The sequence below is a fragment of the Oceanobacillus locisalsi genome (genome assembly GCF_042675985.1).
Lineage (GTDB): Bacteria > Bacillota > Bacilli > Bacillales > Amphibacillaceae > Oceanobacillus > Oceanobacillus locisalsi.
On record NZ_JBHTKK010000003.1, the window covers coordinates 51,688 to 65,567 of the forward strand.

14 protein-coding genes are annotated in these 13,880 nt (G+C 38.8%); all 14 read right to left on the reverse strand.

What is annotated here, in order from left to right; all coding sequences use genetic code 11:
* Positions 1–16 precede the first annotated feature (16 nt).
* Positions 17–739 (reverse strand): spore cortex-lytic enzyme, encoded by a 723-nt coding sequence (sleB, locus tag ACFQ19_RS04430; RefSeq protein ID WP_379591071.1) that lies wholly within the window; start codon positions 737–739, stop codon positions 17–19.
* Between the two features lie 413 nt (positions 740–1,152).
* Complete coding sequence (gene prsW, locus ACFQ19_RS04435; protein ID WP_379590866.1) at positions 1,153–1,830, reverse strand: glutamic-type intramembrane protease PrsW; 678 nt, start codon at positions 1,828–1,830, stop codon at positions 1,153–1,155.
* A gap of 109 nt (positions 1,831–1,939) precedes the next feature.
* A complete protein-coding gene (locus tag ACFQ19_RS04440; protein ID WP_379590867.1) occupies positions 1,940–2,905 on the reverse strand; it encodes an asparaginase in 966 nt (321 codons plus the stop codon).
* A gap of 104 nt (positions 2,906–3,009) precedes the next feature.
* Complete coding sequence (locus ACFQ19_RS04445; protein ID WP_379590868.1) at positions 3,010–3,981, reverse strand: YpdA family putative bacillithiol disulfide reductase; 972 nt, start codon at positions 3,979–3,981, stop codon at positions 3,010–3,012.
* Between the two features lie 195 nt (positions 3,982–4,176).
* Positions 4,177–5,460 (reverse strand): Glu/Leu/Phe/Val family dehydrogenase, encoded by a 1,284-nt coding sequence (locus ACFQ19_RS04450; RefSeq protein ID WP_379590869.1) that lies wholly within the window; start codon positions 5,458–5,460, stop codon positions 4,177–4,179.
* Positions 5,461–5,611: 151 nt separating this feature from the next.
* Positions 5,612–6,199, reverse strand: a complete 588-nt coding sequence (locus ACFQ19_RS04455; RefSeq protein WP_379590870.1) for a genetic competence negative regulator — start codon at positions 6,197–6,199, stop codon at positions 5,612–5,614.
* Positions 6,200–6,433: 234 nt separating this feature from the next.
* Complete coding sequence (locus ACFQ19_RS04460) at positions 6,434–6,724, reverse strand: hypothetical protein (protein WP_379590871.1); 291 nt, start codon at positions 6,722–6,724, stop codon at positions 6,434–6,436.
* A gap of 10 nt (positions 6,725–6,734) precedes the next feature.
* Positions 6,735–7,301 (reverse strand): CPBP family intramembrane glutamic endopeptidase, encoded by a 567-nt coding sequence (locus tag ACFQ19_RS04465; RefSeq protein ID WP_379590872.1) that lies wholly within the window; start codon positions 7,299–7,301, stop codon positions 6,735–6,737.
* Positions 7,288–8,832, reverse strand: coding sequence for a RecQ family ATP-dependent DNA helicase (locus tag ACFQ19_RS04470; protein ID WP_379590873.1), 1,545 nt, complete (start codon positions 8,830–8,832; stop codon positions 7,288–7,290). The genes ACFQ19_RS04465 and ACFQ19_RS04470 overlap by 14 nt, the downstream gene beginning before the upstream one ends.
* 12 nt (positions 8,833–8,844) lie before the next feature.
* Positions 8,845–9,966, reverse strand: coding sequence for a helix-turn-helix domain-containing protein (locus ACFQ19_RS04475; protein WP_379590874.1), 1,122 nt, complete (start codon positions 9,964–9,966; stop codon positions 8,845–8,847).
* 218 nt (positions 9,967–10,184) lie between these two features.
* Positions 10,185–10,700 carry an ECF transporter S component gene (locus ACFQ19_RS04480; protein ID WP_379590875.1) on the reverse strand — a complete coding sequence of 172 codons (516 nt, stop codon included), beginning with the start codon at positions 10,698–10,700 and terminating at the stop codon, positions 10,185–10,187.
* 3 nt (positions 10,701–10,703) lie between these two features.
* A complete protein-coding gene (locus ACFQ19_RS04485; RefSeq protein ID WP_379590876.1) occupies positions 10,704–11,141 on the reverse strand; it encodes a DUF4430 domain-containing protein in 438 nt (145 codons plus the stop codon).
* A gap of 179 nt (positions 11,142–11,320) precedes the next feature.
* A complete protein-coding gene (locus ACFQ19_RS04490) occupies positions 11,321–13,075 on the reverse strand; it encodes an ATP-binding protein (protein WP_379590877.1) in 1,755 nt (584 codons plus the stop codon).
* Positions 13,075–13,791 carry a response regulator transcription factor gene (locus ACFQ19_RS04495; protein ID WP_379590878.1) on the reverse strand — a complete coding sequence of 239 codons (717 nt, stop codon included), beginning with the start codon at positions 13,789–13,791 and terminating at the stop codon, positions 13,075–13,077. Before ACFQ19_RS04495 ends, ACFQ19_RS04490 begins: the two co-directional genes overlap by 1 nt.
* Between the last annotated feature and the right edge of the window lie 89 nt (positions 13,792–13,880).

The window sequence follows — 13,880 nt, forward strand, 5'->3', positions numbered from 1 at the left end:
TCTTTTTCACACCTTTCTAATTGCAGAATATATGTTTTCCGATTTTTTTAATCTGTGGCCTTGTCCAAATCCATCCTGATGTTGCGGTATCCGGATTGAAGTAATAGATTGCGTTGCCGGAAGGATCCCACCCATTAATCGCGTCAAGCACTGCTTCTCTGGCTTGTTCATTCGGTTCCAGCCATATTTGCCCATCTGCAACGGCTGTGAATGCTCTCGGTTCAAAGATAACGCCGGATACGGTATCAGGAAATAATTCGCTGTTTACCCGATTCAGGATAACCGACGCAACGGCTACTTGCCCTTCATAAGGCTCGCCTCTTGCTTCCCCATATACTGCATTTGCCATCAGCTGGATATCATTATTAGAATATCCTTGAGGAACGTTTACTGAACTCGTAGGTGTACTTTCCCCGCCTCCATTATTTCCTCCTGATGAAGCAGAACCATTTCCGGTTCCGTACATTTCTTGCTGCACCTTTTCTTTATCAAATTCTGTCGCTTGTGTGAGCTTATCCTTTGCTGCTTGTCCAGCCATGCCGTCTATTTCCATACCAAATTCATATTGGAAATTTCTTAAAGCCCAGTAAGTTCCCCAGCCGAAAACACCGTCAATCTCGCCATTATAAAAACCGATATGTTTTAATCTGGCTTGTAATTCAATGACGTCGTCCCCTACTGCTCCTTGTTGAATCACTTGATCACTAAATGCATTTGTTTGCTCTGGTTTCGTGAACATAAATACAGATAGAATTGCCAAGAGTGTGAAGCTGTAAATCATGGATCTGTGATGATGTATCATATTGATGCCTCCAATTCTTCCTCTTTTCTTCTTTTTAAATCTTCCGCTTAGAAATCTTACTTTCATGTATTTCTTGAAGCAGGAACCTTACAAGAGCTCTTCAATGGGACGACTAAACGCAATGGTTTTCGGTGGGGCGTAATTGCAGCCCCAGTCCTTATCAGTCATCCTGCTATAAAAAGAATAAAGAGAGTAATATTTATCTAAGGCTATTTTTTGTGCAATTCTTCTTTTTATACATGATCAATAGAAATCATATTGATTGCGGATAACAGATTATTTTTGATACTTCTTTCAACCGAAGATTTTATAACAAGTAAAAAAGCTGACGGACAGGGTCCATCAGCTTTTCAGCTATCTTTCTCATATATTTTCCGAATAGGAAATCGGACATCATACATTCTGGCGTGCTTTAAGCGGTAAATGGCGAAAGTCCATACACCAATTAAAAAGAGGGATAAGATAATAATAAATTGATTTAATCCGAGCAATATGTAGTTATAGATACCATGTAATAAAAAAGGCATGACAAAGGCAACTGTCAGGTATCTGCGTTTATATCGAGGATTCATTTTTGCTTTCCCTAAATAATATCCCATAATAATGCCAAAGAGAGCATGCGAAGAAACCGGGTACAGTGCCCGCATCCATGCAAATTCAATGCCATTGGACAGTAAATAAAATATATTCTCCAAGGAAGCAAACCCAAGACTGATTGCACTTGCATATACAATTCCGTCGTAATGATTATCAAATTCCTCATGCTGATAAATCAAGAACATAAACATAAACCACTTAAAAAATTCTTCTAAAAATGCACTGAACAAAAATGCTTCCATAACATTCGGGATATGGTCCAGTTCCGCGTGCAAACCATACTGAATAAACATAATCGGCAAAACAATTAAAGCACCGGCAATAAACATACGCGCTATCAGCCAAAGCGGTTCTGTAATGCGATCACGTAAATAAATAAATGTCATAAAAGCTACAGCGGGGGCTATACCGGCAGATAGAGCAGCTATCATGGGTCCTTACTCCTCTTCTTTCATCGACGGCAGGAGCATTTCTCATGCATGTCAAAAGACATCTTACCGCATGTTGCAAACACATACCTCCAGGCCAGTCCGATAAAAATTATATATCAAATAAATGTTTGAGCTCCACGTTACTTGCCAAACCAGCAAGCAGTTTTATTCTTGCTTTTTTACTATCATAATCTCTTCCTAAAAGAACACCATTTTCCAACAGATCGTAAGTACTTCCTTCATAATCATAAGTCGGATATACTTCACCTTCTACTGCTGAAGTGGTAATCACTACTTTTATCCCTTGGCGGATACATGCTTTAATAGCAGGCATCATCTCTTTTGCCACTTGACCTCTGCCGACGCCTTCCAAAATAAGACCATCTACACCGCTGTCTATCGCTGCTTGAATGTATTTTCCGTCCGCATCCATATACACTTTGATAATATCTACAAGAGGAATACCTTTAGTTATTTCTAGATATTCGCGGTAAGTCGGTTTCTGAAATACGCGGACCATATTATTGTCAATAATCCCTAAATAGCCATAACCGAAAGCATTAAAACCTTGAATATTGGAAGCATGTTCTTTTCGGACATAGCGGGAATGGAAAATACGTTCATTGAATACAACTGTTACGCCAACATCTTTTAGGTCTTCACTGCAGGCTGCCAAGACCGCATTCTTAATATTGATAAAGGAATCTGTACCAATCTCTTTTGGAGAACGCTGTGAACCGGTAAATACAATCGGAATACGGTAATTGGAAATAAGATGCATAAAATAAGAGGCCTCTTCTAGCGTATCCGTACCTTGTGTGATAACAATACCATCAACATGTTCTTTTTTTACGTACGCATCCAATCTTTCTTTGATTTGGATCAAATCGGAAAAATGTAGATGCATGCTCGCTTTTTGAACGAAAGAATCCACTTTCACTTGAATATCGGACGGGATATCACACTTTTCAATAATTTCTTCGCCAGACAATACACCGGATGCTAATTTCCCGCTGCTTTCGTTTTTATCACTTGCAATCGTACCGCCTGTTGCAATCATCAAGATTTTTTTCATGTACATACCTTCTTTACCCGTTTATGTAAATATCATTCCGCCTTGGTGTTAATTTGCAAAATTATATCTGACAGCGGGAGGAAATAAAACCTTCCGCTGCCTGTTTAAGAGAAAATAGACGCAGCAATCTGTTCGCCATGAAAACGGCCGTTTTCAATAAATACTTTATTATTATCATACCCGGCTGCTACAACCCCCGCGATATATAAGTTTGGTACATTGGTTTCCATTGTTTTCTCGTCATGAACAGGTTTGCCATTTTCAAGATTAATCTGGACACCAGCTTGTTCCAATAAGCTGTAATCCGGGCGGTAGCCAGTCATAGCAAAGACAAAGTCATTTTCAATTGTCATTTCCTGCCCGTTTTTTTCATAGGTCAGATATGCGTCAGTGATTTCCGTTACTGTTCCGTTAAATACCATATCTACTTTCCCGTTTCGAACAAGGGATTCGAATTCGGGGAGAATCCACGGTTTTATACTCTCTGAATAGTCATCGCCGCGATAAATAACGATAATATCTGCTCCTGCTTTATGCAGTTCCAGCGTCGCATCGACAGAAGAGTTTTTCCCGCCGATAACGGCTACCTTCTGATTAAAATATTCATGTGCTTCTTTAAAATAGTGCATAACTTTCGGCAGAGATTCTCCAGGAATATCTAAGTAATGAGGCTGATCATAATACCCTGTAGCCATAATGACTTTCTCCGCACGATATTCATTTTCGCTGCCATCTTTTTTAACCGTTCTTAGAAAAAAACTTTCGCCGTTTTTTTCAAGAGATACTAATGTTTCATATGCGTTGATACGAAGCGCATTTCTTTCAGCCACTTCCCGGTAGTAAACCATTGCCTGATTTCGCACCGGTTTTTTATTTTCTGAAACAAACGGTACACCGCCAATCTCTAATCGGTCACTTGAACTAAAGAAGGTTTGGTGTGTGGGGAAATTGCTAATGGTTTGTACCACATTTCCTTTTTCAATCAATAATGGGTTTTCGCCTTTTTTCTGGAGCTCTAATGCACATGCCATCCCGCATGGACCGGCTCCGATAATAATTATTTTTTCATCCAGCATTGTTTATCCTTCCTTCATCCATCGCTTGCAAATGCGGTACATTCGCTTTTTATATTATATATCACATAAAAATTTTTCATTATCTATCGTACAACGAAGCGTACGGCATGGCAAATAGAAAAGGTCCGTTGTTTACAAAAATAAAAAACCCTTTGCTTGGAAGAGTTTTTTATATATTGTCTTTTGATGTTTCGGTTACACCCAGCCTCTAAAGTGGGAGGCTTCTGCCATTTTCCGCACGCCTACCATGTAAGCGGCCAGTCTCATATCAATCTTTCTTGTTTTTGACATATTATATACACTATTAAAAGATTTCATCATGATTTCATGAAGCCGTCTGTCTATTTCTTCTTCTGTCCAATAGAAGCCTTGGTTATTTTGTACCCATTCAAAGTAAGAGACAGTAACTCCCCCTGCTGAAGCCAGCACGTCGGGAACGATAAGAATATCTCTTTCTGTAAGTATTCTAGTTGCTTCCATGGTCGTTGGACCATTGGCCGCCTCAACAATAATAGAAGCTTTGATATTATGTGCGTTTTCTTTTGTGATTTGATTTTGAACGGCTGCTGGAACAATAATATCGCAATCCAGTTCAAATAACTCTTTATTGGTAATTGTTTGATCAAATAATTTCGTCACCGTACCGAAGCTATCCCGGCGATCCAATAAATAATCAATGTCTAACCCTTTTGGATCGTATAACGCTCCATAAGCATCTGAAATTGCGACAACTTTCGCACCAGCATCATGTAAAAATTTAGACAGGAAACTTCCTGCGTTTCCAAATCCTTGAATAACCACACGGGCTCCTTTTAAATCAATGCCTTTCTTTTTCGCCGCTTCATTTAACGCAATCGTTACTCCCTTGGCAGTAGCTGATTCTCTGCCGTGCGAACCGCCGAGAACGATTGGTTTTCCGGTAATAAATCCGGGATTATTTAATTTATCAATTTTACTGTATTCATCCATCATCCATGCCATGATTTGTGAATTTGTAAATACATCCGGTGCCGGAATATCTTTTGTCGGACCGACAATCTGACTTACAGCCCGAACATATCCGCGGCTTAAAGATTCCAATTCTCTAAAGGACATTTTTCTCGGATCACATATAATACCGCCTTTTGCTCCTCCATAAGGTAAATCGACAATACCGGCTTTGAGACTCATCCAGATAGAAAGTGCTTTCACTTCCGTTTCTGTAACATCCGGATGAAATCGGATACCTCCTTTTGTCGGACCGATTGCATCATTATGCTGCGCTCTATAGCCGGTAAAGACTTGCACTTTCCCGTCATCCATGCGGACTGGAATACGGACAGTAAGCAGACGTAATGGTTCTTTTAATAAATCAAATACTTCTTCAGGGTAACCGAGTTTATTTAATGCGGTTTCCACAATGGATAACGTCGAATGTAACACATCTGTATTTTCTTGATTTTTTGTTTGAGAAGCATCTTCTGCTTTATCGCTTGCCATCAATATTTACCCCCTGCCTTGATATCAATGTTTTAATCACTCCAAATTCAGTATACACTTTCGTATAAAATATGCAATGAAAGAGGCGGCTGGACAGCTATAAGGTGATAACAGAAAATAATCCTTTCATTTCCATGATATAACCTTTTCTTTAAGAAGCAAAATAATGGTTGATTTTAGAAATTGCGTCTCTTTCAAAAATGACTTTTCCATATTCCTGCAGACGGTATGACGTTATGATACTCGGATGAGCAAATTCAGACATTAGCCCAATGATATTTTCTTTATGACTGATTGTATGAACAAAAGGATCCAGCATCATAAAGTAACGATTTTCCATAAAATATACATTCGACTCTTTAATGTGCATATTTGATAAATAACTTGCCACTCCAATAACATCTTCAAAATCGTCAAAGGAGAATATTAGCTCTTTACTTTCATCCAGTGTGACTTTCATTTCAATATATTCATCATCTTCTTCTATATCCAAATCATCATATTGATGCGTTACAAAAATATGCATTCCTTGAGCCTGCATAAGGTGTACCTGCACAAGTAACATTCCTTCAAACTCCATTCCGAGTTCACTGCTTGCTTCGTACATCATATCGCTGAATAATGTACGGACATTAGATGCATCATGCCATAAGTCCTCACGGGTAAATCCTCTTTCAATAAGATCATCGAACGTAAGAAAAATTTTAAATTGGTCTGTCGAAAGGCGTTCGATCCGCATACTGCATCCCCCTTATCTTCTTCGCTTTTGCAACAAGTATTAATATTAATATATGCACGAACTCCAAATGATGAACACAACCTGCTTGTATCGTTTTGAAAATGGGTTTTTATATGTGCATAAAATATATAGATTGTATGTTATTCAAATAGCTCTCTATACTTCTACCCTGATTATAACATTTTATGTGTCTGTTGAATCCTATTATGCTTATTTGAAAATACTTGTTCCAAATCAAATAAACCAGACGATGACACCGGCAATCACAAGAAGTAAAACCAATACAAAAAGAAAACGCAATAGCGGCATTCTCAATTTAATACGCATTTTACGGTTGTTTTTATGCACTTCATTTCTTGGAGGCAAGTTCAATATATCGACTTCCATCTTTGTCTGCTCCGTTGTTTCGTTATTGTTTTTCTCCGTTTGTTTCGATTCTTCAATTTGCTGTTCTGATTGATGTTCAGTGACATCTTCAATGGCTTGTCTTAAAGCTTCTGCCTGATCATTTTGTTTGGAGCTCAATACGACCACCTCATTTCTTTAACCGTATAACTAAACCAAGTAGAAAGTCAATGAAAAAATGCATGACAATCGGTACAATTAAATTCGCTGTATATTCATAAACCCATCCGATATAAAAACTAAGAAACAAAACAGCCAGAAAAAGTAAGGGTTTCTTTAAGTAGCGGATATGAACAAGAGCAAAAAGAATACTTGCAAATACATACCCAAATGTTGTCTGGATAACACCCCTGAATAACAACTCTTCACAAATGGCGACAGCAAGCGTAAATACAAAAATAAAACTTATTGGCTGGTTTTGAAATATGAGTTCATTTATTCCGCCGTCATCCCGCCATTTTCTCGGTGTTATATACATAACAGAAAGTTCAACCAGAACAATCAGCACAGCGGATAAAAGGCCGAAAATGATCATTTCCCTCGGGTTCCAGCTGAAAAGATGAAACCAATCGAAAAACGAATCAAACAGAAAAAAGCTCAGCACAACCGCTGCCAATAATAATAGTCCTTGTGAAAAAAATAACTGTATTCGCAGTTCTTTGTTAGACAGTTGTTTGATTAATTCAGATTGTTTCATCTTGAACCTCAGTTACATGCAAGATTTTCTGCAATTTTTTGCGCCAATTTCCCTGATGTAATGTTTTCGAAGTTTCAAAAGAAGGTTCCGGGTTCCACTTGCCCCAATCGAATCCGCAATTGCTGCAACATTGCTCTAAGGGTTCCTCGAAATCATCCTGAAAAGGTTGATAAAGTGTTTTTCGCAGGCATTCTTCTGTCTGCACCCACTGATATAATTCATTCAATTTGCTGTTTTTATACTGTTTTCTTTCCTCTAAATAATGCATGATACTATCTCTGGCCTGCTTCCATTTCCTTTCATCCATCGACCACTCATTATTACGAATAAGGTCGTGTTTTTGCAGCTGTCTTTGAATAAACCGTGCCGCTCCTTCATTAATATCGAGAAACATATACAGCTGATCGGGAGATGGTAAATCTACGCGATGCTGTTGACCATTTAGAATCACTGCAGCCAGACGGTCTATATCTTCCACCCGTGGCAGTTCATTTTTAACCATACTTGCCGACAGACGAAAATCCCCTTTTTGGTAAAATATAACTCCCAAACTTGATTTTCCGTCTCTTCCGGCTCTCCCCACCTCTTGAATATACGATTCAATCTGGAGCGGGAGATGATAGTGAATAATCACCCTGATATCCGGTTTATTAATCCCCATCCCAAAGGCGCTTGTACAACAGATTATATCAATTTGATTATTCATAAACTGCTGTTGAATTCGCAGGCGTTCAGATGCTTCCATTCCGCCATGATAGTAGGCAATGTTTCGATTCGGATGTTTGATAGACAAGGATAAGGCCGTCTCCTCTGCTGTTTGCCTGCTTGTAAAATAAATTAATGCAGGAACGGTATAAGACGCCGTTATCTCTGTTATACGCTTTAATTTCTCCTGATCATTTTCTACTTCTTCTATGCAAAAAGCAATGTTTTTTCGATCCATTGGATAGATGTGTTTTTTCATGGCCGGCTTCCGCAAGCTCTTGATAATATCTGCTTGCACATCCGGAGTTGCCGTCGCACTCAACGCTAACACCGGCGGGTGATTTAATGTTTCTATCACTTCCGCAAGCCGCTGATAATCCGGTCGGAATTCATGCCCCCACTGTGAGATGCAGTGCGCTTCATCAATAACAAACAGTTTAATTGGCAACTGTTTGAGATAATGTTGATGTGTGCTTTTTTGCAGCCATTCCGGGGATACAAAAATAAGCCGGTATGTGTGTAATTGATTTAGTGCTCTCTGTTGCTCCGGAAAAGGCATAAAACTGTTTAATGCGATTACTTCTTTAAAAGATGCCGCTTTTAATTCCTTTACCTGATCAATCATTAAAGAAATTAATGGAGAAACGACAATGGTGATGCCGTCCAGCAATTTTGCAGGGAGCTGGTAACAGATAGATTTACCGGAACCTGTCGGCAATACGCCAAGTACATCCTCCCCGCGCAGGACATCTCTGATAATTTCTTCTTGTCCTTGTCGGAAGCTGTCATAATCAAAATAATAACGTAATGCTTCTTCTAAACGCATCTTTTTCACTCCCTACTTATTATATAAAACCAATGCCAAACGAATCTGAAAGTAAGTGATATCCGGATGAACATTATTTTTTATTTCTTTTAAACGATATGTTTGTTTGGTATGTACAGCTGTTTTAATCTCTTCATAAGCAACAGAATCCAAGTAATCAAAAAAAGGAAAAGTTTCTTCCTGCATCGCAATCTCCACGAGATGATCCTGTATCGTATTCGCTTTTAACTTGCGGATCTGCATAATCTCTTCAAAAGAGCGGTTTTTTTGTAATAACCGTCGTGTAAACTGTGCTGTTTGACTCAAGGTTGTATGAGACGTTTGCAAATGTTTCGTTAAAAGATGAAGCATCGGATAATTTGTGCTAGATTCCTGCACGCGCAGCAAATGATAAAATGTTTTCTGCAAAATCAGATAGCAATCCGAAATAGAAAGCTGATAATCTTGGGAAAGCTGCTGCAAACTGCTGCCATAGGAATAAAAGCTGGTGATCCGGTCGACAAACATGCTGGCCTCTAAATCAGACATTCCAGATAGAGCTTCTGTCAGCTCTGTATACAATTGTTGCAGTACCTCTGCAGAACGATGCTTATATTGTTTATAAATTTGTTTTATAAACTGTTCAATTTCAAAATGATCGGTAATTGGGATGAAACGGTATTGGTTCTTCGAGGTGTTTGTGAAAGTCTGGATAAAAAGCAGAAAGCGCTGCTTAAATGGTTCAACGATATTTGCGTACTTCGATCCTTGAAAACCGCCAAGATCTGCTTTGCGGGAAGAGAGCCATGCTTGTCCTTTATCTGTTATGTACAGTTTGTGTGTTTCATCCTCCAGCATATATGCTGCATCCAGCAATTGACGAAGCTGCTGGTTATATTCTTCTTTGCTCAAATCCGGATAAATCCCATAATAGTCAGCAATTTGATAAAACCTGGCATCTTGTATCGTCTGAATGGCTTTTTTCCCGGTTAACAGATTAAAAACACTGGAAGATGTACGTTCTTGATTTATTTTTTGAAAACAATCGATAAGAATTCCTTGAAAAAGCATTCTGACACCACCAATCGTACTGAAAACATCCAAATGGAAAAGATAGCCATAAACATATTCCATTCGCCGGATTTCTGTTTTCAATTATATAGAACTACTTTATTTTCATAAAAAGTATACCACGAAAACGTCGTTGTTTATATATTTGGAAATCATAACAAAACCTCTCTCTATACAGTTTCTTCATGAAAATCAGGGGCCCGCACTTAACTTTTGCACCTAAGAATAAGCATATAACCCTTGCTGTTTCAGGTTGAGTAATCACAGAAAAGGCTGCTGATTAGCAGCCTTTTCTGTGGTTATTATTGTGAATCTTTCATTTGAAATCTATTTTTAGCATACTTTCGAAACAATACACGGAGTAATGGATAAAGCAGCGCGGTAAACACGGCATTACCAATAGCATGTGCTGTATCAAAAGGAAGCCCGGCCAGATAATATGGCCAGAAATGTCCTGTTACCTGATAGGTAGTTAAAGAAATAATAAAACCGTAAAGATAACCGCTAAAAACCGAGAAAAGAACCATGAAGAGAAAAGGCACTCTTTTCCAAATCATGCCCATAGCTCCAGCTGCTAAACCAATCAAGCACCATGCAATAATCTGCCAAATTGTCCATATCCCCATTCCAAGTAACATATTCGACAGAAATACGGTTAATATCCCTAGTAAAAGAGATGAAAGCGGTCCGAGAAAAATACCTGTTAAAATAATAATTGCTGTCACAGGCTGGACATTAGGGATAAATTGAAATGCATATCTTCCTGCTACAGCCAGAGCTGCGAGCAGTGCAAGTAATGTCAGCTTGTATGTGTTCATTTTCTATTCCATCGATTGCAGGTCAAATATAACTTCTTCGCCGCCATTCAATTCGTATTCCCCGGCTCCTACCTGTGCAGGTTCACCGTCTACTGTGTACATCCAGTATTTTCCTTCTTCTTCATCATCTGATACACGTTCAATGGAAGTGATAAATCCATCCTCTTCCTCTACATAGAAAGAATCCTTCAACACATTTAAAAGAATATCTCCTTCTTCTACTTGTGCTACTTCTTCTGCTACGCTTTCATTGCCGTCATCAATGGATATCGTTAAACGCACTTCGTCTTCGGCAAGTTCTTGCTCTTCTCCGCTTGACTCATTTGTGCTGACAGAAGTATTCGTGTCTTCATTTTCTTCTGCCTCTTCTCCGTTACCGCATGCTGCAAGGAAAGTAAAAGATAACAGCATAATACCTAAAAACTTCAACCATTTGTTCATATGTTTTATCTCCTCTCGTCATCCATGCTATCCAGATGCTTTTAGTTATATCATAACAGAGAGAAAAAAGGGCCTGCCTTTGGTAACAGCCTTTTTCCAGACTATTACCTTTTTAGCATCTATCTATGCCCTTCCTGTCTCTCGGTTATATATCATTATATTATCATATTTATCCTTTTTCAGGAATGTTTCATAGGTATTTCAAAACTAAAGGTTGTACCGATATCCAGCTTACTTCTTACCTGGATTTTTCCTTGATGTGCTTCAATGATATTTCTTGCAATTGCTAAACCTAAACCGGTTCCTTGTTTTTCTTTCTTCACTCTGGATTTATCCGCTTTGTAGAAACGTTCAAAAACAAAAGGCAAATCTTCTTCAGGAATGCCGCTGCCGTTATCTTTCACTTCTACATGAAAGAAATCAGAATTACTCAAGGCGTAAATCTCCACTTTTCCACCTTTTTCCGAGTGGCGAATGGCATTATCGATTAAATTAGTTAAAACCTGTTCTACCCGATCGGGGTCCATTTCACCAATTTGTTCATGCATATCCATCGTTAAGGAAAGTTCGATTTCATTCTCCTGAGCAAGTCCCTGAAACTTATGAACAATCCGCTCTACAAATGCTTGAACGGCTACAGAATCTTTATGGAGCTGAATTTGTCCTGCTTCCATCCTTGCCAAATCCAGCAATTCATTGACAAGTCTGCCCATCCTAAGCGATTCATCATAAATAATTTGAGCCAATTCATTCTTGTCTTCTTTTGTTTCTGCAATATCATCAACAATTGCTTCACTATATCCTTGAAGCATCGAAATAGGTGTACGCAGTTCATGCGAAACATTGGCGATAAAGTCCTTCCGCAATTTATCCAGGCGGCGTTCTTCTGTCATATCACGGATAACCGCAACACAGCCGCGGACATGGGACTCATCATATAAAGGAGTGACAAGCATAACATAGTTTCTTCCTTGTACTACCGATTCCTTTAAAACAGCGCGTTCTTCTGCAATCACTTCATTAAGAGCAGAACTCAGTTCTGTCGGAAGTTGCCTTTCTTTTTCTTGATCCTGATAATGCTCATAATTCCAGTTATCTAAATACGCCTTTGCAGGCGGATTAATGACAATAATTTCCCCATCTCGGTTCAGCGTGAAAACACCATCTGCCATCGAGCTGACAATACTGGACAACTGTTCTTTTTCTTGTCTCAGTGCATGAATATGATAATTCAGCTGATTGCCCATCCGATTAAATTCAATGGCCAAATCACCGATTTCATCCCGTGTCAGCACAGGAACTCTTGTGTTGAATTCTCCGCGGGTTAAATTATATGCTGCTTCCCGCATTTTTATTAATGGCGCTGTTACACGCGAGGATAAAAACACAGCAAAAAATGTCGTTAATAAAATAGCAATGCCGCCGCTCAACAAAATCAGCTTGGTTGTTTGATCTCGCGTTTCATTAATCATATCCAGAGACTTAAAAACAAACACGCCTCCACCATTTTCCATAGGGGAACCGACGGAAATAATTTCATTGTCATTTACGATTAATCCTTGCGAACTCTGTGTGGATACCTGTTCCATTAAATCGGCTGCATCGGGATTATTTTGCATCCAAGCTTCATCAATAAAGTTTAAATCGGTATCTTCTGTATCGGAAATCCATTGTTCCCCGTCAGCATAATAAACAACCACCCGGCTGGCAGGATCTCTTAACATCTCTGTAGCTTCTTCAATAAATCCTGTATCATAGTCGGATTCAACCAACGAAGAGATCTTCTCAGACATTTGGGTCATATCATTTTCTGCCTCTTGAATATGATAGGTTTCAAAGAATTGCATTAAAAAGAACATCAATACACATAATACAAAAGATACTAATAAGAGAATCGTTAATGATAGCTTCCCTACAACACTTTTCCAAAACATCAGTCTTGTTCAACCTCAAACTTATAGCCGATTCCCCATACGGTTACAATCATTTTGGCAGCTTCCGGCGACACAGAATTTAGTTTTTCCCGGAGCCGCTTCACGTGCGTATCAACAGTACGCAGGTCGCCAAAGAATTCATATTGCCAGACTTCTTTTAATAATTGCTCCCGGTTGAACACTTTATCCGGATCATTTGCTAAAAAGCAAAGCAGCTCATATTCTTTGGGCGTTAAGCTTACTTCTTGATTATCTGCCGTTACCCGGTGCCCATCATGATCAATGGTTAAATGTGGGAACACTAATAAATTTTTAGCTGTTGTATCAGATTCCTGGTAATTCAAGTTGGAAACTCTGCGCAGAATTGCCTTCACCCGCAGTACAGCTTCTCTTGGACTGAATGGTTTTACAATGTAATCATCAGCCCCTACTTCAAAACCTTGTACCCGATTTGACTCTTCTCCGCGGGCTGTTAACATGATAACAGGTGTATCCTTTTCTTTTTTCAGCTCTTCACATACTTCAATGCCATCCATTTCCGGCATCATAATATCCAAAATAATCGCGCTGTAATTATTTTGTAAAGCCATTTCTAATGCAGTTTTTCCGTCTGCCGCTTCTTCAATTTCAAAATCTTCCTTTTCCAGATACATTTTTATTAAACGGCGTATTCTTTCTTCGTCGTCTACTACTAATAATCTTTGTACGTCGCTCATTTACATTTCACTCCTCATTTCAACTCTAATTAGCATTATAAACGAACCTGATTGAAAAGTTAAGGAATTAAAAACATCCTATATTACAA

Coding starts and splice junctions, on each gene's coding strand:
- ACFQ19_RS04485 (WP_379590876.1), bottom strand. CDS start 11,141: ATGAACAAATGGTTGAAGTTTTTAGGTATTATGCTGTTATCTTTTACT.
- prsW (WP_379590866.1), bottom strand. CDS start 1,830: ATGATAGCTGCTCTATCTGCCGGTATAGCCCCCGCTGTAGCTTTTATG.
- ACFQ19_RS04490 (WP_379590877.1), bottom strand. CDS start 13,075: ATGTTTTGGAAAAGTGTTGTAGGGAAGCTATCATTAACGATTCTCTTA.
- ACFQ19_RS04445 (WP_379590868.1), bottom strand. CDS start 3,981: ATGCTGGATGAAAAAATAATTATTATCGGAGCCGGTCCATGCGGGATG.
- ACFQ19_RS04495 (WP_379590878.1), bottom strand. CDS start 13,791: ATGAGCGACGTACAAAGATTATTAGTAGTAGACGACGAAGAAAGAATA.
- ACFQ19_RS04450 (WP_379590869.1), bottom strand. CDS start 5,460: ATGGCAAGCGATAAAGCAGAAGATGCTTCTCAAACAAAAAATCAAGAA.
- ACFQ19_RS04480 (WP_379590875.1), bottom strand. CDS start 10,700: ATGAACACATACAAGCTGACATTACTTGCACTGCTCGCAGCTCTGGCT.
- ACFQ19_RS04455 (WP_379590870.1), bottom strand. CDS start 6,199: ATGCGGATCGAACGCCTTTCGACAGACCAATTTAAAATTTTTCTTACG.
- ACFQ19_RS04465 (WP_379590872.1), bottom strand. CDS start 7,301: ATGAAACAATCTGAATTAATCAAACAACTGTCTAACAAAGAACTGCGA.
- ACFQ19_RS04470 (WP_379590873.1), bottom strand. CDS start 8,832: ATGCGTTTAGAAGAAGCATTACGTTATTATTTTGATTATGACAGCTTC.
- sleB (WP_379591071.1), bottom strand. CDS start 739: ATGTTCACGAAACCAGAGCAAACAAATGCATTTAGTGATCAAGTGATT.
- ACFQ19_RS04440 (WP_379590867.1), bottom strand. CDS start 2,905: ATGAAAAAAATCTTGATGATTGCAACAGGCGGTACGATTGCAAGTGAT.